General features: G+C 73.5%; 32 protein-coding genes. 17 read left to right on the forward strand and 15 right to left on the reverse strand.

All coding sequences use genetic code 11. From position 1 onward, the window contains the following. Positions 1-66: 66 nt before the first annotated feature. Complete coding sequence (locus ACFWIS_RS16305; protein ID WP_380457067.1) at positions 67-855, reverse strand: VOC family protein; 789 nt, start codon at positions 853-855, stop codon at positions 67-69. 121 nt (positions 856-976) lie between these two features. Further along, positions 977-1111, reverse strand: coding sequence for a hypothetical protein (locus tag ACFWIS_RS16310; RefSeq protein WP_380457069.1), 135 nt, complete (start codon positions 1109-1111; stop codon positions 977-979). Positions 1112-1380: 269 nt separating this feature from the next. Here ACFWIS_RS16310 and ACFWIS_RS16315 point away from each other — a divergent pair, with 269 nt between their 5' ends. The 4 genes from ACFWIS_RS16315 to ACFWIS_RS16330 all read left to right on the forward strand — a co-directional run bounded on the left by ACFWIS_RS16315 (position 1381) and on the right by ACFWIS_RS16330 (position 6101). Continuing rightward, positions 1381-2061, forward strand: coding sequence for a TetR/AcrR family transcriptional regulator (locus ACFWIS_RS16315; protein ID WP_380457071.1), 681 nt, complete (start codon positions 1381-1383; stop codon positions 2059-2061). 176 nt (positions 2062-2237) lie between these two features. After that, positions 2238-3776, forward strand: a complete 1539-nt coding sequence (locus ACFWIS_RS16320; RefSeq protein WP_380457073.1) for an MFS transporter — start codon at positions 2238-2240, stop codon at positions 3774-3776. Between the two features lie 228 nt (positions 3777-4004). Further along, positions 4005-5633: a cytochrome bc complex cytochrome b subunit gene (locus tag ACFWIS_RS16325; protein WP_380457075.1), complete on the forward strand. Its 1629-nt coding sequence runs from the start codon at positions 4005-4007 to the stop codon at positions 5631-5633. A gap of 27 nt (positions 5634-5660) precedes the next feature. Next, positions 5661-6101: a PPOX class F420-dependent oxidoreductase gene (locus tag ACFWIS_RS16330; RefSeq protein ID WP_380457077.1), complete on the forward strand. Its 441-nt coding sequence runs from the start codon at positions 5661-5663 to the stop codon at positions 6099-6101. Between the two features lie 70 nt (positions 6102-6171). Here the strand turns inward: ACFWIS_RS16330 and ACFWIS_RS16335 are convergent, their stop codons facing one another. After that, complete coding sequence (locus ACFWIS_RS16335; RefSeq protein WP_380457079.1) at positions 6172-6375, reverse strand: hypothetical protein; 204 nt, start codon at positions 6373-6375, stop codon at positions 6172-6174. Then, positions 6372-6641, reverse strand: coding sequence for a DUF1876 domain-containing protein (locus tag ACFWIS_RS16340; protein ID WP_380457080.1), 270 nt, complete (start codon positions 6639-6641; stop codon positions 6372-6374). The genes ACFWIS_RS16335 and ACFWIS_RS16340 overlap by 4 nt, the downstream gene beginning before the upstream one ends. Positions 6642-6797: 156 nt before the next feature. On the opposite strand from ACFWIS_RS16340, the gene ACFWIS_RS16345 reads away from it, so the two are divergent. Further along, a complete protein-coding gene (locus ACFWIS_RS16345; protein WP_380457082.1) occupies positions 6798-7640 on the forward strand; it encodes a YndJ family protein in 843 nt (280 codons plus the stop codon). Further along, positions 7637-8149, forward strand: a complete 513-nt coding sequence (locus ACFWIS_RS16350) for a DUF1990 family protein (protein WP_380457084.1) — start codon at positions 7637-7639, stop codon at positions 8147-8149. Before ACFWIS_RS16345 ends, ACFWIS_RS16350 begins: the two co-directional genes overlap by 4 nt. Before the next feature lie 552 nt (positions 8150-8701). On the opposite strand, the gene ACFWIS_RS16355 is transcribed toward ACFWIS_RS16350, so the two are convergent. From ACFWIS_RS16355 to ACFWIS_RS16365, 3 genes are read right to left on the reverse strand one after another with little or no spacing between them, the layout of a single operon-like run. Next, a complete protein-coding gene (locus ACFWIS_RS16355; protein ID WP_380457086.1) occupies positions 8702-9457 on the reverse strand; it encodes a zf-HC2 domain-containing protein in 756 nt (251 codons plus the stop codon). After that, a complete protein-coding gene (locus ACFWIS_RS16360) occupies positions 9454-10011 on the reverse strand; it encodes a sigma-70 family RNA polymerase sigma factor (RefSeq protein ID WP_380457156.1) in 558 nt (185 codons plus the stop codon). The genes ACFWIS_RS16355 and ACFWIS_RS16360 overlap by 4 nt, the downstream gene beginning before the upstream one ends. A gap of 54 nt (positions 10012-10065) precedes the next feature. Continuing rightward, a complete protein-coding gene (locus tag ACFWIS_RS16365) occupies positions 10066-10629 on the reverse strand; it encodes a hypothetical protein (protein ID WP_380457088.1) in 564 nt (187 codons plus the stop codon). Between ACFWIS_RS16365 and ACFWIS_RS16370 the strand changes: the two genes are divergently transcribed. From ACFWIS_RS16370 to ACFWIS_RS16395, 6 genes are all read left to right on the forward strand, one after another. Continuing rightward, on the forward strand, positions 10524-11183 hold the full coding sequence (locus ACFWIS_RS16370) for a thioredoxin family protein (protein ID WP_380523886.1): 660 nt from the start codon (positions 10524-10526) through the stop codon (positions 11181-11183). The genes ACFWIS_RS16365 and ACFWIS_RS16370 overlap by 106 nt on opposite strands. A gap of 214 nt (positions 11184-11397) precedes the next feature. Then, on the forward strand, positions 11398-12132 hold the full coding sequence (locus ACFWIS_RS16375) for an alpha/beta fold hydrolase (protein ID WP_380456381.1): 735 nt from the start codon (positions 11398-11400) through the stop codon (positions 12130-12132). Positions 12133-12254: 122 nt separating this feature from the next. Further along, positions 12255-13700 (forward strand): dihydrolipoyl dehydrogenase family protein, encoded by a 1446-nt coding sequence (locus ACFWIS_RS16380; RefSeq protein WP_380456379.1) that lies wholly within the window; start codon positions 12255-12257, stop codon positions 13698-13700. Between the two features lie 133 nt (positions 13701-13833). After that, positions 13834-14928 (forward strand): WD40/YVTN/BNR-like repeat-containing protein, encoded by a 1095-nt coding sequence (locus tag ACFWIS_RS16385; RefSeq protein WP_380456377.1) that lies wholly within the window; start codon positions 13834-13836, stop codon positions 14926-14928. 138 nt (positions 14929-15066) lie between these two features. Beyond that, entirely contained in the window at positions 15067-15831 is a 765-nt protein-coding gene (locus tag ACFWIS_RS16390; protein ID WP_380456376.1) for a GNAT family N-acetyltransferase, read from the forward strand. 98 nt (positions 15832-15929) lie between these two features. Then, positions 15930-16964: a LacI family DNA-binding transcriptional regulator gene (locus ACFWIS_RS16395; RefSeq protein ID WP_380456374.1), complete on the forward strand. Its 1035-nt coding sequence runs from the start codon at positions 15930-15932 to the stop codon at positions 16962-16964. Positions 16965-16996: 32 nt separating this feature from the next. Here ACFWIS_RS16395 and ACFWIS_RS16400 read toward each other — a convergent pair whose 3' ends face one another. From ACFWIS_RS16400 to ACFWIS_RS16415, 4 genes are all read right to left on the reverse strand, one after another. After that, entirely contained in the window at positions 16997-18034 is a 1038-nt protein-coding gene (locus ACFWIS_RS16400; RefSeq protein ID WP_380456372.1) for a sphingomyelin phosphodiesterase, read from the reverse strand. A gap of 232 nt (positions 18035-18266) precedes the next feature. Beyond that, a complete protein-coding gene (locus tag ACFWIS_RS16405; RefSeq protein ID WP_380456370.1) occupies positions 18267-18785 on the reverse strand; it encodes a GNAT family N-acetyltransferase in 519 nt (172 codons plus the stop codon). A 128-nt stretch (positions 18786-18913) separates the two neighbouring features. Continuing rightward, complete coding sequence (locus ACFWIS_RS16410) at positions 18914-19396, reverse strand: molybdopterin-dependent oxidoreductase (protein ID WP_380456368.1); 483 nt, start codon at positions 19394-19396, stop codon at positions 18914-18916. Between the two features lie 173 nt (positions 19397-19569). Further along, positions 19570-19983 (reverse strand): hypothetical protein, encoded by a 414-nt coding sequence (locus ACFWIS_RS16415; RefSeq protein ID WP_380456366.1) that lies wholly within the window; start codon positions 19981-19983, stop codon positions 19570-19572. Between the two features lie 184 nt (positions 19984-20167). Between ACFWIS_RS16415 and ACFWIS_RS16420 the strand changes: the two genes are divergently transcribed. Both ACFWIS_RS16420 and ACFWIS_RS16425 read left to right on the forward strand, forming a co-directional pair. Beyond that, positions 20168-20539: a YciI family protein gene (locus tag ACFWIS_RS16420; RefSeq protein WP_380456364.1), complete on the forward strand. Its 372-nt coding sequence runs from the start codon at positions 20168-20170 to the stop codon at positions 20537-20539. A gap of 58 nt (positions 20540-20597) precedes the next feature. Continuing rightward, complete coding sequence (locus tag ACFWIS_RS16425; RefSeq protein ID WP_380456362.1) at positions 20598-21863, forward strand: RNA polymerase sigma factor; 1266 nt, start codon at positions 20598-20600, stop codon at positions 21861-21863. On the opposite strand, the gene ACFWIS_RS16430 is transcribed toward ACFWIS_RS16425, so the two are convergent. After that, the gene (locus ACFWIS_RS16430) at positions 21860-22327 is read right to left on the reverse strand and encodes a MarR family winged helix-turn-helix transcriptional regulator (RefSeq protein WP_380456389.1); all 468 of its coding nucleotides are present in this window, start codon (positions 22325-22327) and stop codon (positions 21860-21862) included. The two genes, ACFWIS_RS16425 and ACFWIS_RS16430, sit on opposite strands and share 4 nt — an antisense overlap. A 111-nt stretch (positions 22328-22438) precedes the next feature. Between ACFWIS_RS16430 and ACFWIS_RS16435 the strand changes: the two genes are divergently transcribed. Continuing rightward, positions 22439-23221, forward strand: coding sequence for a dioxygenase (locus ACFWIS_RS16435; protein WP_380456361.1), 783 nt, complete (start codon positions 22439-22441; stop codon positions 23219-23221). Between the two features lie 36 nt (positions 23222-23257). Here the strand turns inward: ACFWIS_RS16435 and ACFWIS_RS16440 are convergent, their stop codons facing one another. From ACFWIS_RS16440 to ACFWIS_RS16450, 3 genes are all read right to left on the reverse strand, one after another. After that, positions 23258-23905, reverse strand: coding sequence for an NAD(P)-dependent oxidoreductase (locus tag ACFWIS_RS16440; protein WP_380456359.1), 648 nt, complete (start codon positions 23903-23905; stop codon positions 23258-23260). A gap of 121 nt (positions 23906-24026) precedes the next feature. Further along, the gene (locus ACFWIS_RS16445) at positions 24027-24413 is read right to left on the reverse strand and encodes a VOC family protein (RefSeq protein ID WP_380456357.1); all 387 of its coding nucleotides are present in this window, start codon (positions 24411-24413) and stop codon (positions 24027-24029) included. Positions 24414-24423: 10 nt separating this feature from the next. Then, positions 24424-24972, reverse strand: coding sequence for a GNAT family N-acetyltransferase (locus tag ACFWIS_RS16450; protein WP_380456355.1), 549 nt, complete (start codon positions 24970-24972; stop codon positions 24424-24426). Between the two features lie 107 nt (positions 24973-25079). Between ACFWIS_RS16450 and ACFWIS_RS16455 the strand changes: the two genes are divergently transcribed. Together ACFWIS_RS16455 and ACFWIS_RS16460 are read left to right on the forward strand one after the other, a co-directional pair. Continuing rightward, the gene (locus ACFWIS_RS16455; protein WP_380456353.1) at positions 25080-25847 is read left to right on the forward strand and encodes an SDR family NAD(P)-dependent oxidoreductase; all 768 of its coding nucleotides are present in this window, start codon (positions 25080-25082) and stop codon (positions 25845-25847) included. A 22-nt stretch (positions 25848-25869) separates the two neighbouring features. After that, entirely contained in the window at positions 25870-26235 is a 366-nt protein-coding gene (locus tag ACFWIS_RS16460; protein ID WP_380456351.1) for a MerR family transcriptional regulator, read from the forward strand. Positions 26236-26239 lie beyond the last annotated feature (4 nt).

Consider the following 26239-nt stretch of genomic DNA (forward strand, 5'->3'; position numbering starts at 1 on the left):
GCCGCACGGAATGACCCGCCGCACGGAATGACCCCCGGGCGGACCGACCCGCCGACTCGGCCCCGATCAGCCCTTCGGGCTGATCACCGCGAACCGGGCGCCCTCGCGGTCCCGCAGCCGGGCCACCCGGCCGTACGGGGTGTCGAAGGCCGGCCCGACCGCCGAGCCGCCCAGCTCCACGGCCAGGGCCAGCGCCCGGTCGGCGTCCGGGACGGCGAAGGACACCTCCCAGTGCGGCGGCATGCCCGCCGGGCCGCTCGACTGCTCCTTGGCCAGCGCCGCGACGCTGTGGCCCTCGGCGCGCAGCACCACCCGGTCGTGCTCCCAGCGGACCTCGAAGTGCCCCGGGTCCCGGTCGTCCCAGCGGAACACCTCGCCGTAGAACAGCGCCGCCGCGAACGGGTCCGGAGTGCGAAGCTCGATCCAGACCGGGGCGCCCGGCAGGTCCAGCTTCCGGGCGCGGCCCAGCGGGCCCTCCCAGATGCCGAACACCGCCCCGGCCGGGTCCGCCGCGAAGGCCACCCGCCCGGCATCGAAGGCCAGCGGGCCGACCGCCAGGGTCGCACCGCGCTCCCGCACCGCGTCGGCGACGGCGTCGGCGCTCTCCGTCCCGAAGTAGCTGGTCCAGGCCACCGGCACCGCCCCGAGACCGGCCACCCCCAGCCCGGCCACCGCCTCCCCGCCGACCACCGCGTGCGCGTACGGCCCGAAGCGCTCCGGCCCCGACTCGAACTCCCAACCCAGCAGCGGACCGTAGAACCCCTTGGCGCCCTCCAGGTCCCCGGCCATCAGGCTCACCCAGCACGGAACGGCCGCCACACAGCGCACCCGGGCGGCCGTCTCCTCGCCGCTCATCGCGAACCTCCTCGCCCACCCGGCCGCCGGGCCCCTCCCGACTCCCACGACCCACCGGCCGCCCGGGACGCCCACAGCCTAGGCCGACGGGGGGATCCGCCCCGGGAAGGCACGGCCGGGCTCAGCGCACCCAGTTCTTCAGCGGCTCGGTGTCCAGAGCGATGCCGACCGGGTCGGGGAGCCGGACCGTCCTGCCGAAATCGGCTTCGGCTTCGGCTTCGACTTCAGCGACCATCAGCACCGCCCCGGCGGCCACCCACTCCCCATGCCGACGAGGGCCTCGGAGGGTGCCAGGATTCCGTCCGGGCGCACACGCCCGTCCCCCGCCTCCTGAACCTGCGGGCCGTGGTTGCGCGGGAACGGCTCCGGCCTCACCTGGAGACCTGGAGGCCTGGAGGCCTGGAGACGGCCCCAATGTGACGCAGGTCACATCATGGACGGAAATTGCGGGGACAGATTCCCCGTTTCCGAGTACGTTGGAGAAAGCGGGGAGAACTTCCCCGGTATCCTGGAGGAGCAGTCGCCATGACCACCGTCGCCGCAGAGCCGGCCCGTTCCACGGGGAGTGTGCGTACGCCGAAGTTGCGTGCGGACGCCAGCCGGAACCGGGAGCGGATCGTGCTGGCGGCCCGGGACGCGTTCGTCGAGCACGGTGCCGAGGTGCCGCTGGACGAGATCGCGAAGCGGGCGGGGGTCGGCAATGCCACGCTGTACCGGAACTTCCCGGACCGCACGGCGCTGATCCAGGAGGTGGCACTGCTCGTCAAGACCCGCATCCTGGCCCTCGCCGAGAAGGCGACGGCTGAGGCGGACGCGGGCGAGGGCGGCGGTCCGTTCGAAGCTCTGCAGCGGTTCGTGCACGCGACCGTGGCGGAGAAGGTCGGCGGGCTCTGCGCCGTCTTCACCAGCACCGTCGACCCGGACGACCCGGAGTTGACCGAGACGCGGGAGCGCCTGCGGTCCGCCGTGAGCGGACTGATGGAGCGCGCCCGGGCCACCGGCGAACTGCGGTCCGACGTCGACCACGGGGACCTGTTCGTCGCGATCAGCCAGCTGTCCCGGCCGCTGCCTGGCACCTCCTGCCGACTGCTCGACGATTTCGTCCACCGCCACCTGCAACTGTTCCTGGACGGCCTGCGCACGCCGGCCCGTTCGGCGCTGCCCGGCCGGGCCGCGACCTTCGAGGACTTCCGCTCCCGGGACTGACCGATCCATCCGGACCCGACACCACTGATCCGACCCACCAGCACCCCGCCCCCGCGCGGCTGACCGGCGCCGTTGCCGGACGCCTCCGGGCGCCCTCGCACCCGTACGGCAACCTGCCGTTCCCGTACGGCAGTTGACCGTTCTCGCACACCTCGCACCGTGAAATGGGTACCCCCATGTCTCAATCCGACGCCGCCCCGCAGGCGACGCTGCCCGATCCCCGGCGCTGGAAGGCGCTGATCTTCATCGGCCTCGCCCAGCTGATGGTCGTCCTCGACGCCACCATCGTGAACATCGCCCTGCCGTCCGCCCAGACGGACCTGGGCATATCCGACGGCAACCGCCAGTGGGTGATCACCGCCTACGCGCTGGCCTTCGGCGGCCTGCTGCTGTTCGGCGGCCGGATCGCGGACCTGTGGGGCCGTAGGCGGACCTTCATGGTCGGTCTGACCGGCTTCGCCCTCGCCTCCGCGCTCGGCGGCTTCGCGGTCAACACCGCGATGCTGCTCGGCGCCCGCGCGCTGCAGGGCGTGTTCGGCGCACTGCTCGCACCGGCCGCGCTGTCGCTGCTCGCGGTGACCTTCACCGAGGCCAAGGAGCGGGCCAAGGCCTTCGGCATCTACGGGGCGATCGCCGGTGGCGGTGGCGCCATCGGCCTGATCCTCGGCGGTGCGCTGACCGAGTACCTGAACTGGCGCTGGACCTTCTTCGTCAACATCCCGTTCGCCATCGCTGCCATCGCCGGCGCCGTCCTGGTGATCCGCGAGCCCGCCGGGGGCCGCAACCGCAACAAGCTGGACATCCCCGGCGTGCTGCTGGTGACCACCGGTCTGGTCTCGCTGGTGTACGGCTTCACCCGCGCCGAGTCCAGCGGCTGGACGGCCGGCAGCACCCTGTCGCTGTTCGCCGCGGCCGTCGTCCTGCTGGCCGCCTTCGTCCTGGTGGAGCTCAAGGTCAAGGCCCCGCTGCTGCCGCTGCGCGTGGTGCTGAACCGCAACCGCGGCGGGGTCTACCTGTCGCTGGGCATGGCCGTGATCGGCATGTTCGGGCTGTTCCTCTTCCTGACCTACTACCTGCAGGTCGTGCGTGGCTACAGCCCGGTGCTGACCGGTGTGGCCTTCCTGCCGATGGTGGCGGGCATGATCACCGGCTCCACCCAGATCGGTGCCCGGCTGATGACCCGGGTCCCGGCGCGCTACCTGATGGCGCCCGGCTTCCTGACCGCCTCGGCGGGCATGTTCCTGCTGACCCACATCGGCCTGGACACCTCCTACCCGGCGCTGATCCTGCCCGGTCTGGTCCTGATGGGCCTCGGCATGGGCACCGCGTTCATGCCGGCCATGAGCCTGGCCACCCACGGCGTCCAGCCGCGGGACGCGGGCGTGGCCTCGGCCATGGTCAACACCTCGCAGCAGGTCGGCGGCGCCATCGGCACCGCGCTGCTGAACACCATCGCGGCCAGCGCCACCACCAGCTGGCTGACCTCGCACGCCGCCGCCATCGCCACCGCCGCCACCCCGGAGGCCGCCAAGGCCGTGCAGTTCCAGGGCATGGTGCACGGCTTCTCGACCGCGATCTGGGTGTCCTTCGGGATCCTGGTGGCGGCCGCCACGGTCGCCTTCACCTTCATCAACGCCGGTCGGCCGGGTGCGGCGGGCGCCGGCTCGGACGCGGGTGCGGTGAAGGTCGACGAGGTGCCGGTACTGGTGCACTGACCCTCTCGGGCCCCTGCGGGGTGCCGCCCTTCCACGGGCAACTCGGGTGCGAACGCGGCCCGTCCGGTGTCTTCCACGACACCGGACGGGCCGCTCGCGTTGTGGCGGGTCGCGCGCCAGAGCAGCTTCCACCCCCTCCGATAGAAGTGGGGACCACTCCCCGATATGGTGACCCAAGCATGAAACGGGGAACTATCCCCGTTTACTTCGGACCCGAGGTGCGTGGACATGACGCGGAATCAGAACCCAGGACGGGGGCGGCGGGCCGCCGACTGGGCGGACGGCAGGCTGGGGATCCACACCCTGGCCCGGGCCAACCTGCGGAAGATCTTTCCGGACCACTGGTCCTTCATGCTGGGCGAGATCTGCCTCTACACCTTCCTGATCATCATCCTGACCGGTGTCTGGCTGACCCTGTTCTTCAAGCCCAGCATGGGCGAGGTGGTCTACAGCGGCTCGTACGTCCCGCTCAAGGGCGTCCCGATGTCCGAGGCCTACGCCTCCACCGTGGACATCAGCTTCGAGGTGCGGGGCGGGCTGCTGATCCGGCAGATCCACCACTGGGCGGCGGTCGTCTTCGTCGCGGCCATGTTCGTGCACATGATGCGGGTGTTCTTCACCGGCGCGTTCCGCAAGCCGCGTGAGATCAACTGGGTCTTCGGCTTCCTGCTGCTGTTCCTCGGCATGCTGGACGGCTTCTTCGGCTACTCGCTGCCGGACGACCTGCTGTCGGGCACCGGCATCCGTTTCATCGAGGGCGTGGTGCTGGCCCTGCCGCTGGTCGGCACCTACATCCAGATGTTCCTGTTCGGCGGGGAGTTCCCGGGGCACGACATCGTGCCGCGGTTCTTCACCATCCACGTGCTGCTCGTCCCGGGCATCATGCTCGGCCTGCTGGTGGCGCACCTGATCCTGGTCTTCTACCACAAGCACACCCAGTGGGCCGGGCCCGGCCGCACCGAGAAGAACGTGGTCGGGATGCCGCTGATGCCGGTCTACACGGCCAAGGCCGGCGGGTTCTTCTTCCTGGTCTTCGGGATCATCGCGCTGATGTCGGCGGTCGCCACGATCAACCCGATCTGGGCCTACGGCCCGTACCGTCCGGACCAGGTGTCGACCGACGCCCAGCCGGACTGGTACATGGGCTTCGCCGAGGGCCTGATCCGGGTGATGCCCGGCTGGGAGATCGGGATATGGGGGCACACCCTCAACCTCGGGGTGCTGATCCCGTTCACGCTCTTCCCGGTGATCCTCGGCGCGATCGCGGTCTACCCGTTCATCGAGGGCTGGGTGACGAACGACGGACGGGAGCGCCACCTGCTCGACCGGCCGCGCAACGCCCCCGTGCGCACCGCTCTCGGCGCGGCCTGGATCAGCGTCTACCTGGTGATGCTCGCGGGCGGCGGCAACGACCTCATCGCCACCCATCTGCACCTGTCGCTCAACACCATCACCCACGCGGTGCGGATCGGCTTCTTCGTCGTCCCGGTGGCCGTCTTCGTGGTCACCAAGCGCTGGTGCCTGGGCCTCCAGCGACGGGACCGCGACAAGGTGCTGCACGGGCGGGAGACCGGTGTCATCAAGCGGCTGCCGCACGGCGAGTTCACCGAGGTGCACGCCGGGCTCGCGCCCGCCGAACTGCACCGGCTCACCGCCCACGAGCAGCCCCGCCCCCTCGAACTGCCGCCCGCGGTGGACGAGAATGGAGTGGCCCGGCCGACGGGCGCGCTCACCCGCACCCGCGTACGGCTGTCCCGCGGGTTCCACGGCGAGCACGCCAGGATCGCCAAGCCCACCGCCGGGGAGTACCGCGAGCATCGTGAGATCACCCAGGGCGAGGGCCACGGTCACCACTGACCCGCCCCCCGACAGAGGGAGGAGATCATGCCCGACCGAACCGAGCAGCTCGCCGACAGCAGGTACCTCCTGCTGACCACCTTCGCCGACGACGGCAGCCGGCTGGACTCCCAGCTCTGGGTGGTGCCGGACGGCCCGGCACTCGGCGTCTGGACCCCGGCCCACTCCGGGGAGGCCGAACGGATCCGCCGCCACCCCCAAGTGCTGATCGGCCCCTGCGACGCCCACGGACGCCCGACCGGCCGGCGCCTCCCGGCCCGTGCCCGGCTCTGCGACCCCGACGCGACCGCGCGCTACCGCACCTCACTGATCAACAAGTACGGCCTCACCGCGCTGATCGTGCTGGCCCGCAGCCGGTTCCGGGTCGGACTGGCCGGGACGGTCGGGATCCGGATCACGCCGAACGAGCTGGAACAGCGGCTGGTCGGGCCGGAGTGGCGGCCGCCGGGCACGTACTGCGTCAACTGACGCCCGCCGTGGGGCCGGGACCGCGCGGCGGGGACCCTGACGCCAGGCCCGTGCGGCGGGGACCGGTCCGTCAGTCCCCGTCGTCCGGCGCCCGGGCCAGGTCCCCGGGCTCGCAGGCCTCCCGGCCGGTCCCCACGTGCACGACCTTGACCGCCCGTTCGGGGCCGCCGGGCACGACCTGCTGCTCGTGCCCGCAGCGCGGGCAGATCAGCGGGATTCGCGCGCGGCTCGGGTCCCGTCCGGCCTGGTCGCCGCCCGGGTGCGGGGCGGTCACGAGAGCGGGTGGGTCGGGACCGGGCTGACCTCCTGGATCTCGCCGTGGGCCTTGGAGAGCAGCTGCGAGGCGAGGTCGTTAAGTGCGCGGGCGCCCGCGATCTCCTCTCCGACCCGCAGTTGTTCCGGGTCCGATGGGTGGCGGCTGCTGTGGCCGTGGGCGCGCAGTTCACTCCCGTCGCCGAGCCGGAGCAGGGCGGCCGCGGTCGTCCGCGGGCCGTCCTCGCGGAACTCCATCTCGATGTGCCAACCGACCAGAGTCTGCATGGCGGATCACCTCCATCGGTTACTCCTCCAGGGTGCGCCGCACCCAGCGTGAACACCAGGCCAGCCGGACCGGGGGCGGGTTGAACGCGTTCAACAATGCCGCGTAGAGTCACCGACGCACGGCATTTGAACGGGTTCAAGAGGAGGGTGTCCGCCATGGGCAAGGGCACGACGGAACTGGTCGACCTCCTGGTCCTGCTCGGCATGGGCGCCGTCCTGCCGCTCGGCCTCGCGCTCGTCGACGAACCCGGGCTGGCCCGGATCCGCCGGCTGTGGCCGCTCGCGGCCGTCCCCGGGGCGCTCTCGCTCTGGCTTCCGCGCGGCGCCCTCGCCACCGGCACCGCGGTCGCCTACGCCCTCGGCACCCTGGCCGTGGCCCTGCACGCACCCCGGCGACTGGCCCGGACCCGCTCCCTCGTCCCCGCCGAGATCGCCGTGCTCACCGCACTCGCCGCCCCCTCGGTGGCCGGGGTCGCGCTGGTCGCCGAACGCTCCGGCTATCCGCTGTTCGGCTTCGAGCCGCACATCCTCGCGCTGACCGTCCCGCACTTCCACTACGCCGGATTCACCGCCGCGCTGATCGCCGGACTGGTCTGCCGGGCCTCGGAGCCCGGCTCCCGAGCGGCCCGCTGCGCGGCCCTCAGCGTCCCCGCCGGCACCCTGCTGGTACTCGCCGGGTACTTCCTCGGCAACTGGTGGCAGTTCGCCGGAGCCGTCGTCCTCAGCACCGGGATGTGGCTGGTCGGCCTGGTCAGCTGGCGCGAACTGCGCCCCCGCACCGCGGACCGGACGGCCGCCCGGCTGCTCGCCCTCTCCTCCGCCGTGCTGGCGCTCACCATGCTGCTCGCCCTGTGGTGGGCGCTCGGCCGGGCCGCCGGACTCCCCCACCCCACCCTGAGCTGGATGGCCGCCACCCACGGCCTCGGCAACGCGCTCGGCTTCGCCCTCTGCGCGCTCCTCGCCTGGCGCCGGACCACCACCGCGAAGGACCCCCGGTGAACGACTACAGCTACCCCGAGCAGGGCGCCAGCCGCACCGGCGAACTGCCCGCCGGCTACCGCCACCTGCGGCACCGGGCCCGCATCGGCCACGGCCGCGCCGCCCTGGACGTCGCCGGGGCCGCCCTGCTCGGCTGGCGGATGCACCGCCTGGCCGGCGTGCGGATCGACGCGGAGGCCGAGGAGGCCGCCCCGGGCGTCGCCGTCCGCTGCGCGATCGGCGTCGGCCCGCTGCGGGCGGGCGCGCCCAACCGGGTGCTGGCCGCCGTCAACGGCCCGGACCGGTACGGCTTCACCTACGGCACCAGGCACGGGCACCTCGGCCGGGGCGAGGAGACCTTCCTGGTCGAACTGGCGCCGGACGGGTCGGTCTGGTTCAGCGTCACCGCGTTCAGCCGGCCGGTCGCCTGGTGGGCCCGGCTCGCCGGTCCACTGTTCCCGCTCCTCCAGCACGCCTTCGCCCGCCGCTGCGGGCGGGTGCTGGCCTCGATCGCGGCGGACGCCGGATAGCGGGATGAGACCGACCGGCACATGGTGAGTGGGCGAAGGAGCGGCGTCGGGGTGCGTGCACCGCAAGGCGGAGGAGGGAGCCCGACGCAGCGCATCGGCGACCGACGACAACGCGGCGAGGTTCCTGCCCCGGCGTAGCGCGCCCGACGCGAATTGTCAGACACGCCCCACCACCACCTCACCGTCAGCGCCCGGATGCCCCGGCTGCTGGAGGCCGACCCGGAGTCGTTGGTGCGGGCGGTGGAGGAACTGCACGAGGCGCGGCAGCTGCGGCTGGCGCGGGCGGAGCGGTACGCGGCGCAGCGGCGGGTGGAGAAGCCGGCCGGGAAGCCGTCGGCGTCGGAGCCGGCCCGGTGGAACCGGCGCCGGCCGGGCTCGCCCGACCAGGCCTGGTACCACGGGTCGGCTGGAGCCGGACCTGGCGGCGGGAGCACAAGGCCGGCGACGGCGGGCCCGATCCGCGCCGGCCCGCCCACCTGGCCACGGCCCGGGTCGGGCGGCTGGTCACGTACGACGGGCCGCACCCGCTGCCCCGAGTCGGGCCGGTCGCACTCAGGTGTGGTGCGCGGGGACGGACACCAGCAGGGCACCGGTGTTCTGCACCCGCACCTCGAAGTGGTCGATGTCGCCCGGCTGGAGGGCCGCGCCGCCGGTGGTGCGCAGCGTGCCGGCGCCGTCGCCCGGCCGGCCGTAGCCGTCCGCCGGGACGCTCCAGGTGGTGACGGTCTGCTGGTCGCCACCGTGCGAGACGGCGACCAGGCGGCAGGTCAACGGGCCCTGCACGCCGGATAGTTGCAGGCTGACCTGGCTGCCCCAGGTCTTGCCGTCGACCCCGACGGCGGCCTTGGCGCCGGTGGCCGGGTCGGTGGCGCTGAACTGTTCGGCGACGGCGACCACCGCGGGCGTGGAGTCGGCGGTGAGCACCGCGGCCGTGATGGCCGGGCCCGCCGCGACCGCCGCGGTGGCGGCCAGGGCCAGCACCAGCCGCCGCACCCGGCCGCGCCGCCGGCCGGCCGTCACCTCGGCGACCAGCCGGTCCAGGACGCGTCCGTCCGGGGCCGGCGCAGGTTCGGCCGGGTCCAGTCCGGCGGTCTTCGCCGATGTCACGTACTCGGCCAACAGCGGCTCGACGAAGCTGAGTTGGTCCACCTGCCCGGCACACTGCGGGCAGTGCGCCAGGTGCCGTTCGAAGGCGGTGCGCTCGGCGGGCTCCAGCAGGCCGAGGACGTACGCCCCGACGTCCAGGTGCTCGGAGCCGCCGGGCGGCCCTTCGGGCAGGCCGGGGGTGGAGTCGGGCCGGTCGGTCACGATGTCACTCCCCGTTCCTCCAGCGCGAGCCTGAGCGAGCGCAGTGCGTAGAACACCCTCGACCGGACCGTCCCGGCCGGGATGCCGAGTTCGACGGCCGCCTCCTTGGCGGTGCGGCCCTTGAGGTAGGTCTCGACGATGATCTCCCGGTGGGCGGGCGAGAGGTCGGCGAGCGCGTCGGCGACGGTCATCATCCGCAGCGCCTGGTCGATCTCGTCCTCGGCGGGCAGCTGTTCCAGGACCGCCGCGTCCACCTCGCGCGGGCGGGCGCCGGCGCTGCGGTGGCCGTCGATGACGATCCGGCGGGCGACGGTGACCAGCCAGGGCCGCAGCGAGCCGGCCTGCGGGTCGAGCCGGTGGATGTTCCGCCAGGCCCGGACCAGCGTCTCCTGGACGACGTCCTCGGCGCGCTGCCGGTCCCCCGCGACCAGGTGGAGGACGAAGCCGAAGAGCGGACCGGCGTGATCGCGGTACAGGGCCCTCATCAGCTCCTCGTCCGCGGCCCCCGTGCCGTACCCGGCCCGGCCGCCGCCGGGATGCTCCTCGGTCACCACTTCATCGTTGCGCAACCGGGCCTCCCGGTCCAGGGTGGTCGGCGGTCGACGGCATCAGTACCCCGGCGCCGGGGTGCTGGGCTGCGGGGTGGGGGTGGCGGGCGCCGGAGTGGTGGCCGGCATCGCCTTGCCGCCGGTCGGGGTCACCGCGAACCACTTGCCGGCCACGCCCTCACCCTTGGTGTCACCGGGCTTGCTGTCCGGCGAGTAGCGGTAGACCGGCCAGCCGTTGACGGTGACCTGCTTGGTGCCGTCGTCGCGGGTGAAGCTGCCGACCAGCTTGCTGTCGATGCCCTTGACCGTCACGTCGCCGCCGGCGTGCTCGGGCGGCCACAGGGAGGCGCAGCTACCGTTGCAGTAGGAGTCCGAGGGGTTGTTCTGGTCCTGGTCGAAGCGGTAGAGCGTGAAGCCCGCGCTGTCGGTGACGATGGTGCCGAGCTTGGGGTCGTGGGCGGTCTGCAGGGTGGCGGCGGCCGGGGAGCCGGAACCGCTCGGCGGGCCGGGCGTGCTCGATGTGCCGGACCCGGAGGACCCGCAGCCGGCGATCAGGGCCGCCGCGGCGAGGCCGGAGGCGGCGAGCACGGCGGCCCGGCGGGTACGGGGGGTGCTGCTGCGCATGGGGAGCCTCCCGGGTCGGTGAACGAACTGGACACCCCTCTGTACGGACGGTGGCGGCCGGGTGCTCAATCCGGGCCGACCCCGGAATACCCCGGCGGGCATCACCGTTGTGGCGGGCAGACGATCTGTACCGCCACCAACTTCGGAAGGGAAGGATCCGCGAGATGAGCAACATGGTCGAGCTGACCAAGGAGAACTTCGACGACATCGTCCCGGGCCCGGAGGGCAAGGACTTCGTCTTCATCGACTTCTGGGCCGGGTGGTGCGGGCCGTGCCGCCAGTTCGCCCCGGTGTACGAGAAGGCCGCGGAGCGCCACCCGGACCTCGTGTTCGCCAAGGTCGACACCGAGGCCCAGCAGGAGCTGGCCGCCGCGTTCGGCATCCAGTCGATCCCGACGCTGGCGATCGTCCGCGAGGGCGTGCTCGTCTTCTCGCAGGCCGGCGCGCTGCCGGAGCCGGTGTTCGAGGACCTGATCGGGCAGGCCCGCAAGCTGGACATGACCGAGGTCAAGCGCAAGGTGGCGGAGGAGCAGGCGGCCGGGGGCCAGGCCTGAGCCGTCCCGCTCCATCCCGGTCTGTTCTGTTCTGTTCTGTTCTGTTCTGTTCTGTTCTGTGCCGGGGCCCGGGGAGCCACTGCTCCCCGGGCCCCGGCCGTGCGGTCCCGCCCGCCGTCCGGCCGTCCGGAGGGCGGGAATCCGGAGGCGGGAGTCCGAAGACGGACCCTAGAGTCACCGGTGACGGATCCCACCGTGGAAGGAGCGGTGCACCATGAGCACGTTCGTACTGGTCCCCGGGTTCTGGCTCGGCGCCTGGGCCTGGGACGAGGTGGCCGCACCGCTGCGCGCGGCCGGGCACGGGGTTCATCCGGTGAGCCTGCCGGGCCTTGCCGAACGGGCGGGCGAGCAGGGCGAGTTCGGGCTGGCGGAGCACATCGCGGACCTGGCCGGGCTGCTGGTGCGCGAGGACCTCTGGGACGTGGTGCTGGTCGCCCACAGCGGCGCCAGCGCCCCGGTGGGCGGAGTCGCGGACCGGCTGCCGGAGCGGATCCGGCGGGTGGTTTACCTGGACAGCGGCCCGATGGCCGACGGCACCTCGGTGTACGACCTGTGGCAGCCCGACTTCCAGGCGGAGGCCGACGCCACCGTGGTCGACGGCCGCCTCCCGATGCCCTCCTGGGAGTACATGGCCGCCCACGGCTCCAGCACCGAGGGCCTGGACCCGGCCGCACTGGGGCGGATCCGGGCCCGGCTCACCCCGCAACCGGCCGGGACGTACCGGGACGCGCTGCGGCTGACCGGCGCCGGGGCGAAGCTGCCGCAGGCGCTGATCTCCTGCTCCTTCCCGCTGGAGCAGGTGCGGGCGCTGATCGCGGCCGGTCACCCGTGGTTCGCCGGGCTGGACGGGCCCAACTGGGAGCTGCGCGAACTGCCCACCGGGCACTGGCCGATGTTCTCCCGGCCGGCCGACACGGCGGCGCTGCTGGCGGAGCTCGCGGCGATCTGACCCGCTCCGCGTGTTCGCCCGCGGGCCCCGCCCCGGGCAGGATGGGGCCCACGCCGGCGGCCCGCGAAGCCGCCCCGGCGTGGACAGAGCGCACGGACCCGCGAGACCACGGAGGACGGGACATGACCAGCAGCACCGCCGAGGAGTACGACGTCATCGTCCTGGGCGCGGGCCCGACCGGCGAGAACGTGGCCGACCGGACCGTCGCCGCAGGCCTGCGCACGGTGATCGTGGAGGCCGAACTGGTCGGCGGGGAGTGCTCGTACTGGGCCTGCATGCCGAGCAAGGCGCTGCTGCGGCCGGTGGCCGCGCTCGGCGACGCCCGCGCGGTCGGCGGCGCCCGCGAGGCGGTGGGCGGCGGGCGGCTGGACCCGGCGGCGGTGCTGGCCCGGCGGGACTCCTTCGCCTCGCACTGGAAGGACGACGGCCAGGTGCAGTGGCTGCGGGACACCGGCATCGAGCTGGTCCGCGGCCACGGCCGGCTGGCCGGCGTGCGGACGGTCACGGTGGAGGCGGAGGACGGCACCGAGCGGGTGCTCACCGCCCGGCACGCCGTCGCCGTGTGCACCGGCAGTCGGCCGGTGCTGCCGGCCTCCGTGGCCGGGCTGGCGGAGGCCCACCCGTGGACCAACCGGGAGGCGACCGGCTCGCCGACCGTCCCCGGGCGGCTGGCCGTGGTCGGCGGCGGGGTGGTCGGGGTGGAGATGGCCACCGCCTGGCGGGCGCTCGGCTCCGAGGTGGTGCTGCTGGTGCGCGGCGACGCGCTGCTGCCGCGGATGGAGCCCTTCGCGGGCGAGCTGGTCGCCGACGGGCTGCGGGAGGCCGGGGTGGACCTGCGCTTCGGCACCGAGGTGACCGCCCTGGAGCGCGGCGGGGCCGACGGACCGGTGGAGCTGACGCTCTCCGGCGGCGAGCGGCTGACCGCCGACGAGGTGCTGTACGCGACCGGACGGGCCCCGCGCACCGCCGACATCGGGCTGGAGCAGGTCGGGCTGCGGCCGGGCGGCTGGCTGGACGTGGACGACAGCTGCACCGTGCTGGGCGTGGACGGCGAGTGGCTGTACGCCGCCGGGGACGTCAACCACCGGGCGCTGCTCACCCACCAGGGCAAGTACCAGGCCCGGATCACCGGGGCGGCGATCGCCACCCGCGCCCAGGGGCGCGCACTGGACACCTCGCGCTGGGGCGCGCACTCCGCATCCGCCGACCTGGCGGGCGCGCCGCAGGTGGTGTTCACGCAACCGGAGGTCGCGGCCGTCGGCCTGACCCTGGCCGAGGCCGAACGGCTCGGGCTGCGGGTCAAGGCCGTCGACCACGAGATCGGCAACGTCGCCGGGGCCTCGCTCTACGCCGACGGCTACCGCGGCCGGGCCCGGGCCGTCTTCGACCTGGACCGGGAGGTGATCGTCGGCGCCTGCCTGGTCGGCCCGGCCGTCGCCGAACTGCTGCACTCGGCCACCGTCGCGGTGGTCGGCGAGGTGCCGATCGACCGGCTCTGGCACGCCGTCCCCGCCTACCCGACGATCAGCGAGGTCTGGCTGCGGCTGCTGGAGGGCTGCCGGGGCTGAGCCTCCCCCACCCGGGGCGCGGCGCGGCGAGATGTGACCACCGGTGGACGGCGGGACACTGGCTGGTGGGGCGCGTCCGCCGCGCCCGGGGGGCCGTCCCGGGGGCCGTGCTCGTGATCAGGTGGTGTGAGGCATGACCGAGGTGTTGTTGGCCGTCGGAACCGAGAAAGGCCTCTTTCTCGGCCGCAGCCGCGACCGGCTGGACTGGGAGTTCAGCGGGCCGCACTTCCCGATGAACGCGATCTACTCCGTCTCCATCGACCGCCGCGAGGAGCGGACCAGACTGCTGGTCGGCGCCGACAGCAGCCACTGGGGGCCTTCGGTGTGGCGCTCCGACGACCTCGGCGCCAGCTGGTTCGAACCGCCGCAGCCGGCGATCCGCTTCCCCGAGTCCACCGGCGCCTCGCTCACCAGGGTCTGGCAGCTCCAGCCCGCCGGGCCGGAGGATCCCGGCGTGGTGTACGCGGGCACCGAACCCGCCGCACTGTTCCGCTCCACCGACGGCGGCGAGACCTTCGCCCTGGTCGAGTCGCTCTGGAACCACCCCCAGCGGCCCGAGTGGGGCGCCGGCTACGGCGGCCAGGGGCTGCACACCATCCTCACCGACCCGCGCGACCCGCAGCGGCTGCTGGTCGCCGTCTCCAGCGGCGGCGTCTACCGCAGCAAGGACGGCGGGGACACCTGGGCGCCCTCCAACACCGGCCTGCGCGCCGAGTTCTTCCCGGAGGAGAAGCAGTACCCCGAGTTCGGCCAGTGCGTCCACAAGATCGCCCCGGACCCGGTCCACCCCGACCGGCTCTACCTGCAGAACCACGGCGGCGTCTACCGCAGCGACGACTGGGGCGAGAACTGGCGCTCCGTGGCGGACGGGCTGCCCGCCGAGTTCGGCTTCGCCGTCGCCGCCCACCCGCGCCGGGGCGACACCGCCTACCTGTTCCCGCTCGGCGGCTCGGACGACCGGATCCCGCCCGGCCGGCGCTGCCGGGTCTTCCGCACCACGGACGGCGGCACCAGCTGGCAGCAGCTGGCCAACGGCCTGCCGGGCGAGGACCACTACGGCATCGTGCTGCGCGACGCCCTGCGCACCGACGACGCCGACCCGGCCGGGATCTACTTCGGCAACCGGACCGGCGACGTGTACGGCAGCCGCGACGAGGGCGAGACCTGGTCGCTGCTGATCTCCCACTTGCCGGACGTGCTCTGCGTCCGTGCGGCGGTGGTGAGTTGAGCCCCACCGGGCGGTGACCCCGGCTCGGGACGCAGCACCCCGCCGAACGAGACCCGTCGGCCGAAAACCTGTTGCCGGGACACTCCGGCCCGGTGAGCATGGGCCGCCGACGAACGATCTCGCGAAGTGGGGTGGGCCATGCCCGAAACGGACTGGGTGGTCAGGCACGACGGCGACGGCGTACCGGTGCTGCGGTACCAGGTGGGCGAGCGGGACGGGCGGCCGTGGGCCGACCTGCTGGAGGTGCTGGACGAATCGGTGGACGCCGCCGAGTACATCCGCGCCGAACTGCCCGGCTGGGTGGTCTCCGGCAGCCCCGAACTCGGGCAGCGCCTGCTGGCGCGGGGCGCGACGGCCCTGCGCCACGCCCACACCTTCGGGCGGGACCTCCGCGCCGACCCGCCGCCCGCCGACTGGGCCGGGTTGCCCCTGCGCGAGGGCCTGCGGGCGGTGCCCTGCGACCGGGCGCCCGAGGAGCTGTTGGAGTCCTGGCGGGCCGCCTTCGACCCCACCCACGTGGACCGCTTCCACGGCGACGACAGCCGCGCCCTGGCCGAGCGCATCGGCCCGCTGCTGGCCGGGAAGGCCATCGGCCCGGTGCTGCCCTCCAGCCTGCTCGCCGTGGACGCCGAGGACCGGGTGGTCGGCGCCGCCGTGCTGACCGACCGCGACGGCCTGCCCTGGGTCGCCGAGGTGTTCCGCCACCCGCGGCGCGGCTACCGCGGCCTCGGCGCCGACCTGCTGCGCCGGACGGTCGCGGACGCTGCCGGGCGCGGGCTGGCCGAGGTGCACCTGGCGGTCACCGAGGGCAACCCGGCCCGCCGGGTCTACGAGGCGCTGGGCTTCCGGCTGCGGGAGACCTCGCTGACCGTGATCGTGCCGGACGCCGCCTGGGTGCACTGACCACGGAGGTGGGTGACGGAACTCGTGGCGGCGTGATCGACGCCACCCCCGACCGCCGAAAACGCGCTGGTCGGAGCCGCTGTGTAGGCTCATCCGTCATGGCGAGGGTGACACGGGACGATGTGGCGCGGGTGGCGGGGACGTCCACGGCTGTCGTGAGTTATGTGATCAACGACGGTCCGCGTCCGGTGGCACCGGCGACCCGGGCCCGGGTGCTCGCCGCGGTGGAGGAGCTCGGCTACCGGCCCAACCGGGTCGCCCAGGCGATGGCCCGGCGGCGGACCGACCTGCTCGGGATGGTCGTGCCGGACGCCCGTCAGCCCTTCTTCGCCGGACTGGCCCACGCCGTGGAGCAGGCCGCCACCGAGCACGGCCGGCTGCTGCTGATCGGCAACTCCGACTACGCCGACGAGCGCGAGGCGCACTACATCCGGGCCTTCCTCGGGATGCAGGTGGACGGCCTGATCCTGGTCACCCAGGACCCGGCCGCCCCCGGACTGACCGGCTTCGACTCGGCCGACGGCACCCCGGTGGTACTGCTGCACCACCGTACGGAGAGCGCCGGCGGCGTGGCCGTGGTGGCGGACGACGAGGGCGGCGCCCGCGAGGTGGTCCGCCACCTGCTCGGCCACGGCCACACCGAGGTGCACTGCTTCGGCGGCACCCTGGCGCTCAGCCCGCTCGACCCGGTCACCGGGCGGACGACCGGCTGGGCCGCGGCGCTGGCCGAGGCCGGGCTGTCCACCGACGGGCGGCTCACCCCGGCGCCCTTCGACCGGGTCCGGGCGCACGCCGAGGCGCTCACCCTGCTCGGCCGGCCCGACCGGCCGTCCGCGGTGTTCTGCGCGACGGACGACCAGGCGATCGGCCTGCTGCGGGCCGCCGACGACCTCGGCATCCGGGTGCCGGAGGACCTCGCGGTGGCGGGCTTCGACGACATCGCCGAGGCGGTGATCGCCGGACCGGCGCTGACCACCGTCACCACCGCCCAGGACGAGATGGCCCGGGCCGCGGTGGACCTGGTGCTCGGCGGGGCGGAGCGCCGCGCCGCCGGGGCCCGGACCTTCCCGGCCCGGCTGGTGGTGCGGCGCTCCTGCGGCTGCCCGGCCGGATCCGCGGCCCGACAGCCCTGAGCCGTAGGTCGGTTCAGCTGGAAGGCCGTGCGTCAGTTCAGCTGGAAGTCGGCCTCGACCGGGTAGTGGTCGCTGGGCGCGTTGGTGTCCGGCGAGCCCGGCGCCCAGCCGGTCTGCGGGTCGAAGTCGATCTTCACGGTGGACATCGAGGCGGGCACCGGGCGGCCCGGGGCGTTGAGGTAGCCGATGTAGTCCAGGTCGTCCCGGTAGTCGGTCGGGAAGGTCTCCACGCCCGCCATGTACTGGCACCAGGAGGAGACCGGGCAGTCCATGGTGGTGCGGGCCTGGTTCGGGTCGGTGGCCGGGGTGCCGAGCACGCCGTTGACCGCGTTCTGGGCGTTGGTGTAGTCGCCGCGGCCCTGGCCGTGGAAGTACTCGACGTTGAGGTCGCCGCCGATCAGCACCGGGGCGCTGCTGCCGACGATGCCGTCGACCCAGGCGCGGATCTCGGCGAGCTGGCCGAGCCGGGTGGACTGGGTGGTGTCGGTGGAGGTGTCGGCCTCGTCGGCCTGGAGGTGGGTGCCGACCACCCAGGCGGTGCTGCCGTTCTTGTTCACCTGCACCAGCGCCGCGCCCTTGTTGGCGTGGTAGTCCCAGGTGCCGTAGGTGGAGTTGCTGAACACGTGGGCGTACTGGGCGGTGATCGGGTACTTGGAGAGGATCATCGTGCCGCCGTTGATGACGAACCACGAGCTGGAGCAGTTGCCGCTGACACCCGTCCAGCCGCCGCCGGAGCAGGTCTGGCCGACCACCGGGGTGCGGTAGGGGTAGAGGTCGGCGAGCTTGGCGTTGATGTCGGCGGTCGAGCTGTTGTTGAACTGCTCGTCCAGGACGACCACGTCGGCGTTGTGCTGCCGGACGATCCGCTCGATCACCGGGGTGCGGCGGGCCGCCTGCTCGTTCTGGGTGCTGTCGACGACGGCGGTGCCGAGGTCGACGTTGAACGCGAAGACGGACAGCGTGGTGGGGCTCGCCGCGGTGGTGGCGGACGCGCTCGGGGCGGTGCCGCCGAGCAGCAGTGCGGCGGCGGCCGCCGAGGTGAGGGCGGTGGCCGTACGACGCGAGAGCATGGGCGTTCTCCTGGGGGTCCGTCAATCCGGTGGGGCCCGGGCGGGCCGGGGTGGCCGGCCGCCGGGGATTGGCGGGGGAACGCTAGCTACTGCCCGGTACTTCGGGAAGAACGCCAGGCGATCAGTTGCGATCGCTCCTGTGGCGGCGAGATGTCTGTACAGGTCAGGGCCGTCGACCGACAAGATGTCTGTACACCCTTGCACCGGACGCCTGCGGTCGAGTGACGACCGGTCAGCCGTCCGACAGTTCGTCCGCGAGCAGGTCCATCAGCAGGTTGTCGTGCCAAGTGCCGTCCGAACCGCGCTCGTACTGGCGCATGGTGCCGACCGGGCGGAAGCCGACCTTGGTGTAGCAGCGGATCGCGGCGAGGTTGTCCACGGCCGGGTCGATCACCAGCCGGTGGTAGTGGCGCTCGTGCACCAGGTGCCGGGCCATGGTGCGCACGGCGTCGGTGCCCAGGCCCAGGCCGTGCACCGAAGGGTCCAGGAAGATGTCCATCCCGGCGTGCCGGTACTCGTCGTCGTTCTCGGCGTACCACTGCACGGCGCCGACCACCCGGCCGCCCACGTCGATCGCGAAGGTCTCGGTGTCGGGCGATTCCAAGTCCCTCGCGACCTCGTCCACCAGGTCGTCACCACCCCGCCAGCGGGCGAACACCTCGGGCGTGCTGCGGATCGCCACCAGCGCCGGGATGTCGTCGGCGGTGGCCGGGCGGAGGGTGACCAGGGTGCCGTGCAGAATCGTCCCCATATGGGGCATGTTGGCACGGAAAGCCGCGCCGGTCGAGCGGTTTGCCGGGCGCCCGGGGCGGGCCCCGGGGCCGCCGGTCGGGATGGGACGCCGGGGTGGACCGGGGGCGGACCCCGGGGTGGGGCGGGCTACCCGACGGGCTGGGTCGGGTCGCCGAGCGGGCCGAGCCAGACGGCGGTGACGGCACTGACGAAGCGGGCGCCGCAGTGGTCGTCCGGGACGACCAGCTGCGGGCCGGCCGCGTCCAGCGGGGCGCCGTCCATGCTGGTCGCGAGCAGGATCCGGCGGCCGCCGAAGTCCGGGTCGATCTCGGCCCAGGAGACCACCGCCCGGTGGCCGTCGGCGCCGACCACGTCGAGCAGGAAGCGCAGCCGCTGCTTGCGGCCGGAGAAGTCGATCCGGGGGCGGGCGGCGAGCAGGACGTCCAGCAGGGCCGGGCCCTCGTACCCGTGGCGCCGCTCACCCTCGGTCAGACAGTCGAAGCTGACCTCGACCCGGTGCGCGGGGAGGGCCCGCAGCTGCTCGACGGTCAGCTCGGCCGGCTCGTCGAGGTGGCCGTGCAGCCGGACGGTGGGCCTCGTCGGGGTCACGCCGGGTCTCGCCGGGGTCATGGCGCTCCTTCCTCCCGGGCCGTGCCACTGCGGCCCGGGAGGAGGACTACCCGAGGGGAGCTCCGACATTCGCAGTTGCGGCGCCGAATGGTCCTGTTCAGCAGCAGCCGCCATGGCAGAGCCGACTTTCAGCTCGCACCTGCGGGCAGCGCCGCTGTGCGCGCCGGGGGCGGCTACCCGGTGACCGGCCGGCCGGCGAGCAGTCCCCGGAGGTACGCCATGTGCGTGGAGGCGCAGCAGATCAGCACGGGTTCGTCGCCGTCACGACATTCGGCGACGGACCAGAGGCCCTTGATCCCGTCCGGGTCGCCCTTCTTCCGCGCCCGAACGGTGAGCAGTTCCAGCCGGTCGAGCGGCAGCGGCAGGTTCCGCACGTCGTCGCCCTCGTGCGGGCCGACCACGAGCGCGGCGGCCGAGGCCCGCAGATAGCGGTCACCCGGGCGGCAGTAGGACCCGCTCCCGAAGACCCGCCCCTCGAACGCCACCACCCTGCCTGCCTTGAAGTCCGCCCGCTCGGCCGTCTCCCGACCGCCCACGGGGCCGAGCGCCAGCACGTCGGTCACCACTTCCAGGATCTCCGCGAGCATCTCCGTGCTCCCCCTCCTCCGGCTTCGCGTTCGAACCATTCGATCACGGACGGCGCAACCCGCGAACCCGGCTTCGCAAACCGGCGGAAAGATTCTTCGCGGCGGGTGTCGATCCGGCGCCGGCCAGATCGACGCAGGGGTGAGCGGCGGGGAACGGCCCCGCCCGCCGGACCGAGGAGTCACCGTGCCACGCTTCATGACGCTGATCCGCATCGACGAGAACGCCCGGAACGACTGGGAGCCCGACCCCGGGTTCGAGCAGCGGATGGGGGCGCTGTTCGAGGAGATCACCAGGGCCGGGGTGATGCTGGAGACCGCCGGGCTGACCCCGACCGCCCAGGGCACCCGGCTGAGCTGGACCGACGGGAAGGTCGGCTGCACCGACGGGCCGTTCACCGAGACCAAGGAGGTCGTCGGCGGCTACGCGATCCTGCAGTGCAAGGACAAGGCGGAGGCACTGGAATGGACCCGCCGCTTCCTGCGGACCCACCCGACCCACTGGCCGGTCGAGGCGGAGGTCCGGCAGATCGAGGAGATGCCGCAGCCCCCGCAGTGACGGCCGTGGCGCCCGGGGAGGCCCCGGTTGCCTCCCGATCCGCCGGCTGCTCTGATGGGTGGCCGTGACGGAGAGGGAGGCGACGGGCGTCGTCGAGGCGGTGTTCCGGATCGAGTCCGCGCGGATCATCGCCGCGGCCGCGCGGATCGTCCGGGACCTCGACCTGGCCGAGGAACTGGCGCAGGACGCCCTGGTGGCCGCGCTGGAGCAGTGGCCGCGCGACGGCGTCCCGGACAACCCGGGCGCCTGGCTGACGACCACCGCCAAGCGGCGGGCCGTCGACCTGGTGCGCCGCCGGGAGGTCTACGCCCGCAAACTCGCCGAGGTGGGGCGGTCGTTGGAGGACGCCCCGGAGCCGGCCGAGCCGTCCGATCCGGAGTCCATCGACGACGACCTGCTACGGCTGATCTTCACCGCCTGCCACCCGGTGCTCTCCCCGCAGGCCCGGATCGCGCTCACCCTGCGGCTGCTGGGCGGGCTGACCACCCCGGAGATCGCCCGCGCCTTCCTGGTGCCGGAGTCGACGGTGGCCCAGCGGATCGTCCGGGCGAAGCGGACGCTGGCCGCCTCACGGGTGCCGTTCGAGGTGCCGTACGGGGATGACCGGGCGCAGCGGCTGTCCTCGGTGCTGGAGGTCGTCTACCTGATCTTCAACGAGGGCTACTCGGCCACCGCCGGGGACGACCTGCTCCGCCCGCAGCTGTGCGAGGACGCGCTGCGGCTGGCCCGGGTGCTGGCCGCACTGGTGCCGGACGAGCCGGAGGCGCACGGGCTGGCGGCGCTGCTGGAGTTCCAGGCCTCCCGGACGGCCGCCCGCACCGGGCCGGACGGGCGGCCGGTGCTGCTGGCCGAGCAGAACCGGGCGCGCTGGGACGGGCTGCTGATCCGGCGCGGCTTCGAGGCGTTCCGTCGTGCGGGCGGCGGGCCGTACTCGGTGCAGGCCGCGATCGCCGCCTGCCACGCCAAGGCGCAACGGTACCAGGACACCGACTGGGAGACGATCGCCGCGCTGTACGGGCGGCTGCTGGTGCTGACACCCTCGCCGGTGGTGGCGCTGAACCGGGCGGTGGCCGTCTCGATGACCCAGGGTCCGGCCGCCGCGCTGGAGCTGGTGGACGCGCTGGCGGCGGAGCCGGCGCTGCGCGACTACCACCTGCTGCCGAGCGTGCGGGGTAATCTGCTGGCCCGGCTGGGGCGGACGGCGCAGGCGCGGGCGGAGTTCGAGCGGGCGGCGGAGCTGACCCGCAACGAGCGGGAGCGGGAGCTGCTGCGGGAGCGGGCGGCTTCGCCGGGGAGCCTCTCGCCGGGGAACCAGAGCGCTTAGGGGGTCTCGTCCTGGCGCAGGCGGGCGCTGACCGCGCCGAGGCCCTCGGCGAGGACGGCGAGCTGTTCGCGGGTGAGCACGTCGATCAGCAGCTCGCGCACCAGGGCGACGTGGCCGGGGGCGGCCTGACGCAGGGTCTCCCGCCCGTGGTCGGTGAGTTCGGCGATGACGCCGCGCACGTCGCTGGGGCAGGAGCGGCGGCCGACCAGGCCCATCCGCTCCAGCTGGGTGACCTGGTAGGTGAGGCCGCTCTTGGAGGTGACCAGCCTGTCGGCGAGTTCGGTCATCCGCAGCGAGTCGCCGGGGGCGGCGGAGAGGTGGACCAGGATCTCGTACTGCTGGTGGGAGAGGCCGGAGTCGTCCTTGAGCTGTCGTTCCAGCCGCCGGTTGAGCAGGTTGCTCGCGACGACGAAGCCCCGCCAGGCGGCCATCTCGTCCTGGTCGAGCCAGCGGGGTTCGTTCAGTGAGGACATGGAGCGGAGTCTACTCCTGTTGTTCAAATTCGAACGAAGGTGTACCGTCCCGAGATAGAGGTTCAAATTTGAACTACTCACTGGATCCTTGAGGAGGACGCCATGAGCACCGCGGCCCCCGAGCGCATGCCCGCCCTGTACCTGTCGCACGGCGCGCCGCCGCTCGCCGACGACCCGATCTGGCCGGGCGAGCTGGCCGCCTGGTCCGCCGACCTGCCGCGGCCCAAGGCCGTCCTGATGGTCTCCGCCCACTGGGAGGAGGCCCCGCTGGCCGTCGGCGCCGTCACCACCGTCCCACTGGTCTACGACTTCTGGGGCTTCCCCGAGCACTACTACACGGTCCAGTACGCCGCCCCCGGCGCGCCGGAGCTGGCCGAGCGCGTGCGCAAGCTGCTGCGCGCCCCCGGCACGCCCGTCCAGGACATCCCCGACCGCGGACTCGACCACGGCGCCTACGTGCCGCTGGTGGAGATGTTCCCGGCGGCCGACATCCCGGTGCTGCAGATCTCCATGCCCACCCTGGACCCCCAGCGGCTGCTGGAGATCGGCCGCCGGCTCGCCCCGCTGCGCGACGAGGGCGTGCTGATCATCGGCAGCGGCTTCTTCACCCACAACCTGCGGGCGCTCAGCAGCGACGGCCGGATCACCTCGGTGATGGCCGAGTTCGACGACTGGGGCAGGCGCGCCCTGGACGCCCACGACCTGGACGCGCTGCTCGACTTCGAGCACAAGGCCCCGGCCGGACGCCTCGCCCACCCGCGCACCGAGCACTTCGCCCCGCTGTTCGTCACCCTCGGGGCCGGCGAGGCCGACCTCGGCAGCCAGCGCAGCGTGATCGACGGGTTCTGGATGGGGCTGGCCAAGCGGTCGATCCAGCTGGGCTGAACGAGTGTGCCAGGGCGTGGCTCCCGTCCACGTCGGTCACAGGGCGCAGCAGGTGAAGCGCTCGCCGATGTGCTCGGGCTGCTCGATCTCGTCCACCAGGGCGACCGCGTAGTCCGGCACCGAGATCCGGCTCTGCCCCGCGGCGTCGGTGAGCAACTGCTCCAGGCCCGTCCGGTAGCGGCCGGTCCGCTCCCCCGGGCCGATCTCGGCGGCCGGGCTGAGCACCGTCCAGCGCACGTCGGAGACCGTCCGGTAGTAGTCCAGGGCCGCGCCGTGGGCATGCATGATCTGCAGGATCGGCTCCGGCAGGCCCGGGATGTCCCAGACCCGCACGCCCGGCGCGGTCTCCAGGCTGCCCGCGCCGCCGACCGCGACCAGCCGGGGCGCGTCGCCGGCGAGCGCCCGCAGGCCCTCGACCAGCGAGCGGGCGGCGGGTTCGATCAGCGCCAGGTGGCCCGGGCCGTCGCCGCCGCCGACGGCGCTGACCAGGACGTCCCGGCCGGCCGCCACCCGGGCCACGTCGGCAGGGTCCAGCACGTCGCCGCGCTCCACGGCGGCGGCCTCACCCCGGTAGCGGTCCGGCTCGCGGACCACGGCGGTGACCTCGTGCCCGCGGGCCGCCGCCTCCGCGACGACGGCGCTGCCGATGGTGCCGTTGGCGCCGATCACGGCGATTCTGGCCATGGGGTACCTGCCTGGTGCTCGGAGGCGTCGCCTCGTTGGTGTCAGACAGGGTCGATTATCGGCCGGACCCCCGGCGAAGGCCCGGCCACAGGGCCAGGGGACTCGGGCGGTGGCGCGGAGCTCAGGCGGTGGCGGTGGCGATCCGCTCGGCCTGGCTGCGCTCCACGCACAGCTCGTTGCCCTCCGGGTCGGCCATGGTGACCCACCCGGTGCCGTCCGGGCGGCGCTGGTCCGACACCACGGTGGCGCCCAGGGCGAGCAGGCGCTCCACCTCCTCGTCGCGGCTGCGGTCCTGCGGCTGGAGGTCGAGGTGGACCCGGTTCTTCACCGACTTGCCCTCGGGCACCTGGATGAAGAGCAGCGAGGCGCCGGCGGAGTTCACCACCGCCTCAGGGTCCCCCGGGTTGTCGTCCTCGGCGACGGTGCCGTCCAGCACCTGCGCCCAGAAGTCCGCGAGGGCGAACGGGTCCGCGCAGTCGATCGTCACGTGTCGCACCAGAGAAGCCATGCGCCCACTCTCACCCGCGCCGATCGACCGTGTCCAGCCTTTTCCGGGAGTGCCGGTGACCGTCCTTCGGGTACGGCGGGAAGGCCGGAACGATCTCCGTGAGGGCGTAGCCGCTCTTCTCCGCGACCCGGCAGGAGGCGTGGTTGTCGCCCTCGTGCAGCAGGTCGATCCGGAGCAGGCCGTCCCCGGCGAAGACCTCGAAGGCCCAGCGGGTGAGACCCTCCACCGCGCGCGGGGCCACGCCCCGGCCGCGCGCCGCGGCCACCGTCCAGTAGCCCACCTCGGCCCGCTCCCGGCCCGGGGCGCCGCGCTTGAGCACCACGTTGCCGACCAGTGCGCCGGCGTCCAGGACGGCGAAGGCGTACCGGGTGCCGGCCGCCCGGCCCTCGTACTGCACCGCCAGCCAGTGGGCGGCCTGTTCGGCGTCCCGCACCGGGGACCGGGTGAAGCGGCGCAGCGTCTCGTCCCGGTAGGCCTCGATCAGGGCCGGGGCGTCGGTGTCCTCGAAGGGACGCAACAGCAGGCCGTCCGTCGTCGGACGGGTGGTCAGGTGGTTCACAGGTGATCTCCCGCTCTGGTCCGTTTGCGATCCCTACGGACGAGCTGCAGGTGCCCCGCGGTTGCGGCTTGACCCTGACACTGGCGGCAGGGTCGGAGGCTTGCCCCATGAGCGGAGAGAACGAAGCGGGAACGGGTCGGGTCGTGGTGGTCACCGGGGCCGGGACGGGGATCGGGCGGGCGACCGCGTGGGCCTTCGCGGCCGAAGGGGCCCGGGTGGTGGCGGTCGGGCGGCGCCCCGGACCGCTGGCGGAGACGGCTGCCGCGTATCCGGGGCTGATCGAGCCACTGGTCGCGGACATCACCGCGCCGGACGCCCCGGAGACGGTCGTCGGTGCGGCCGTGGAGCGGCACGGGCGGCTCGACGTGCTGGTCAACAACGCCGGCATCGTGCACAGCGAGCAGCGCCTGGGAAGTTACGAACGGGCCGGCGTGGAGCGGCTGTTGGCCACCAACCTGATCGCCCCGGTGCTGCTCGGACAGGCCGCGGTGCCGGCGCTGGGCGCGAGCCGGGGGGTGGTGGTCAACGTGAGCACAGCCGTCGGACAGCGCGGCTGGCCCACCAACTCGGTGTACGCGGCGGGCAAGGCGGCGCTGGAGACGATCACCCGCAGCTGGGCGGTGGAACTGGCACCGCGCGGCATCCGGGTGGTCGCGGTGGCGCCCGGGGCGATCGACACCCCGATCGGCGAACACTCCGGCTTCAGCCCCGAGCAGTCGGCGGCGATCCGCAAGTGGCAGTTGGAGATCACCCCGCTGAGCCGGATCGGCCGGCCCGCCGAGGTGGCCTGGGCGATCACCCAACTGGCCTCGCCGCAGGCATCGTTCGTGACCGGCGTAGTGTTGTCCGTGGACGGGGGTGCGCTGGTGGCCTGAGGAACGGACGGGGGGAGCCGCGGTGCGGATCGGTGAACTGGCACGGCGGACGGGCAGTACCGCCCGGGCGCTGCGGCACTACGAACAGGCCGGGCTGATCGAGTCCGAGCGGGCCGCCAACGGCTACCGGGAGTACCGGGATTCGGCGGTCCCGCGGGTCCGCAACATCCGCGCGCTGGTCGCCGCCGGGCTCACCATGGAGGACCTCCGGCCACTGCTCGGCTGCCTCGACGGGGACGTGCTCTCCCGGCCGCCGTCCGAACAGGTGCTGGGGATCGTCCGGGAGCGGCTGGCGGCCCTGGAGCGCCGGATCGCCGCCCAGGCCGAGGCCCGGGACCGACTGACGGCCGCCCTGGCGGCGGCCGAGCGGATGCGTTCGGACGGGTGACACC

It is taken from the genome of Kitasatospora sp. NPDC127060 (assembly GCF_042724935.1).
Classification (GTDB): domain Bacteria; phylum Actinomycetota; class Actinomycetes; order Streptomycetales; family Streptomycetaceae; genus Kitasatospora.

Excerpts from the sequence above, each read along its gene's own strand:
- ACFWIS_RS16330 (WP_380457077.1), top strand. The coding sequence starts at position 5,661 with ATGCCCGACCGAACCGAGCAGCTCGCCGACAGCAGGTACCTCCTGCTG.
- ACFWIS_RS16370 (WP_380523886.1), top strand. The coding sequence starts at position 10,524 with ATGTGCCGGACCCGGAGGACCCGCAGCCGGCGATCAGGGCCGCCGCGG.
- ACFWIS_RS16405 (WP_380456370.1), bottom strand. The coding sequence starts at position 18,785 with ATGGGGACGATTCTGCACGGCACCCTGGTCACCCTCCGCCCGGCCACC.
- ACFWIS_RS16320 (WP_380457073.1), top strand. The coding sequence starts at position 2,238 with ATGTCTCAATCCGACGCCGCCCCGCAGGCGACGCTGCCCGATCCCCGG.
- ACFWIS_RS16415 (WP_380456366.1), bottom strand. The coding sequence starts at position 19,983 with ATGCTCGCGGAGATCCTGGAAGTGGTGACCGACGTGCTGGCGCTCGGC.
- ACFWIS_RS16410 (WP_380456368.1), bottom strand. The coding sequence starts at position 19,396 with ATGACCCCGGCGAGACCCGGCGTGACCCCGACGAGGCCCACCGTCCGG.
- ACFWIS_RS16340 (WP_380457080.1), bottom strand. The coding sequence starts at position 6,641 with ATGCAGACTCTGGTCGGTTGGCACATCGAGATGGAGTTCCGCGAGGAC.
- ACFWIS_RS16305 (WP_380457067.1), bottom strand. The coding sequence starts at position 855 with ATGAGCGGCGAGGAGACGGCCGCCCGGGTGCGCTGTGTGGCGGCCGTT.
- ACFWIS_RS16390 (WP_380456376.1), top strand. The coding sequence starts at position 15,067 with ATGCCCGAAACGGACTGGGTGGTCAGGCACGACGGCGACGGCGTACCG.
- ACFWIS_RS16345 (WP_380457082.1), top strand. The coding sequence starts at position 6,798 with ATGGGCAAGGGCACGACGGAACTGGTCGACCTCCTGGTCCTGCTCGGC.
- ACFWIS_RS16380 (WP_380456379.1), top strand. The coding sequence starts at position 12,255 with ATGACCAGCAGCACCGCCGAGGAGTACGACGTCATCGTCCTGGGCGCG.
- ACFWIS_RS16325 (WP_380457075.1), top strand. The coding sequence starts at position 4,005 with ATGACGCGGAATCAGAACCCAGGACGGGGGCGGCGGGCCGCCGACTGG.
- ACFWIS_RS16395 (WP_380456374.1), top strand. The coding sequence starts at position 15,930 with ATGGCGAGGGTGACACGGGACGATGTGGCGCGGGTGGCGGGGACGTCC.
- ACFWIS_RS16455 (WP_380456353.1), top strand. The coding sequence starts at position 25,080 with ATGAGCGGAGAGAACGAAGCGGGAACGGGTCGGGTCGTGGTGGTCACC.
- ACFWIS_RS16365 (WP_380457088.1), bottom strand. The coding sequence starts at position 10,629 with ATGCGCAGCAGCACCCCCCGTACCCGCCGGGCCGCCGTGCTCGCCGCC.
- ACFWIS_RS16440 (WP_380456359.1), bottom strand. The coding sequence starts at position 23,905 with ATGGCCAGAATCGCCGTGATCGGCGCCAACGGCACCATCGGCAGCGCC.
- ACFWIS_RS16400 (WP_380456372.1), bottom strand. The coding sequence starts at position 18,034 with ATGCTCTCGCGTCGTACGGCCACCGCCCTCACCTCGGCGGCCGCCGCC.
- ACFWIS_RS16445 (WP_380456357.1), bottom strand. The coding sequence starts at position 24,413 with ATGGCTTCTCTGGTGCGACACGTGACGATCGACTGCGCGGACCCGTTC.
- ACFWIS_RS16375 (WP_380456381.1), top strand. The coding sequence starts at position 11,398 with ATGAGCACGTTCGTACTGGTCCCCGGGTTCTGGCTCGGCGCCTGGGCC.
- ACFWIS_RS16435 (WP_380456361.1), top strand. The coding sequence starts at position 22,439 with ATGAGCACCGCGGCCCCCGAGCGCATGCCCGCCCTGTACCTGTCGCAC.
- ACFWIS_RS16385 (WP_380456377.1), top strand. The coding sequence starts at position 13,834 with ATGACCGAGGTGTTGTTGGCCGTCGGAACCGAGAAAGGCCTCTTTCTC.
- ACFWIS_RS16315 (WP_380457071.1), top strand. The coding sequence starts at position 1,381 with ATGACCACCGTCGCCGCAGAGCCGGCCCGTTCCACGGGGAGTGTGCGT.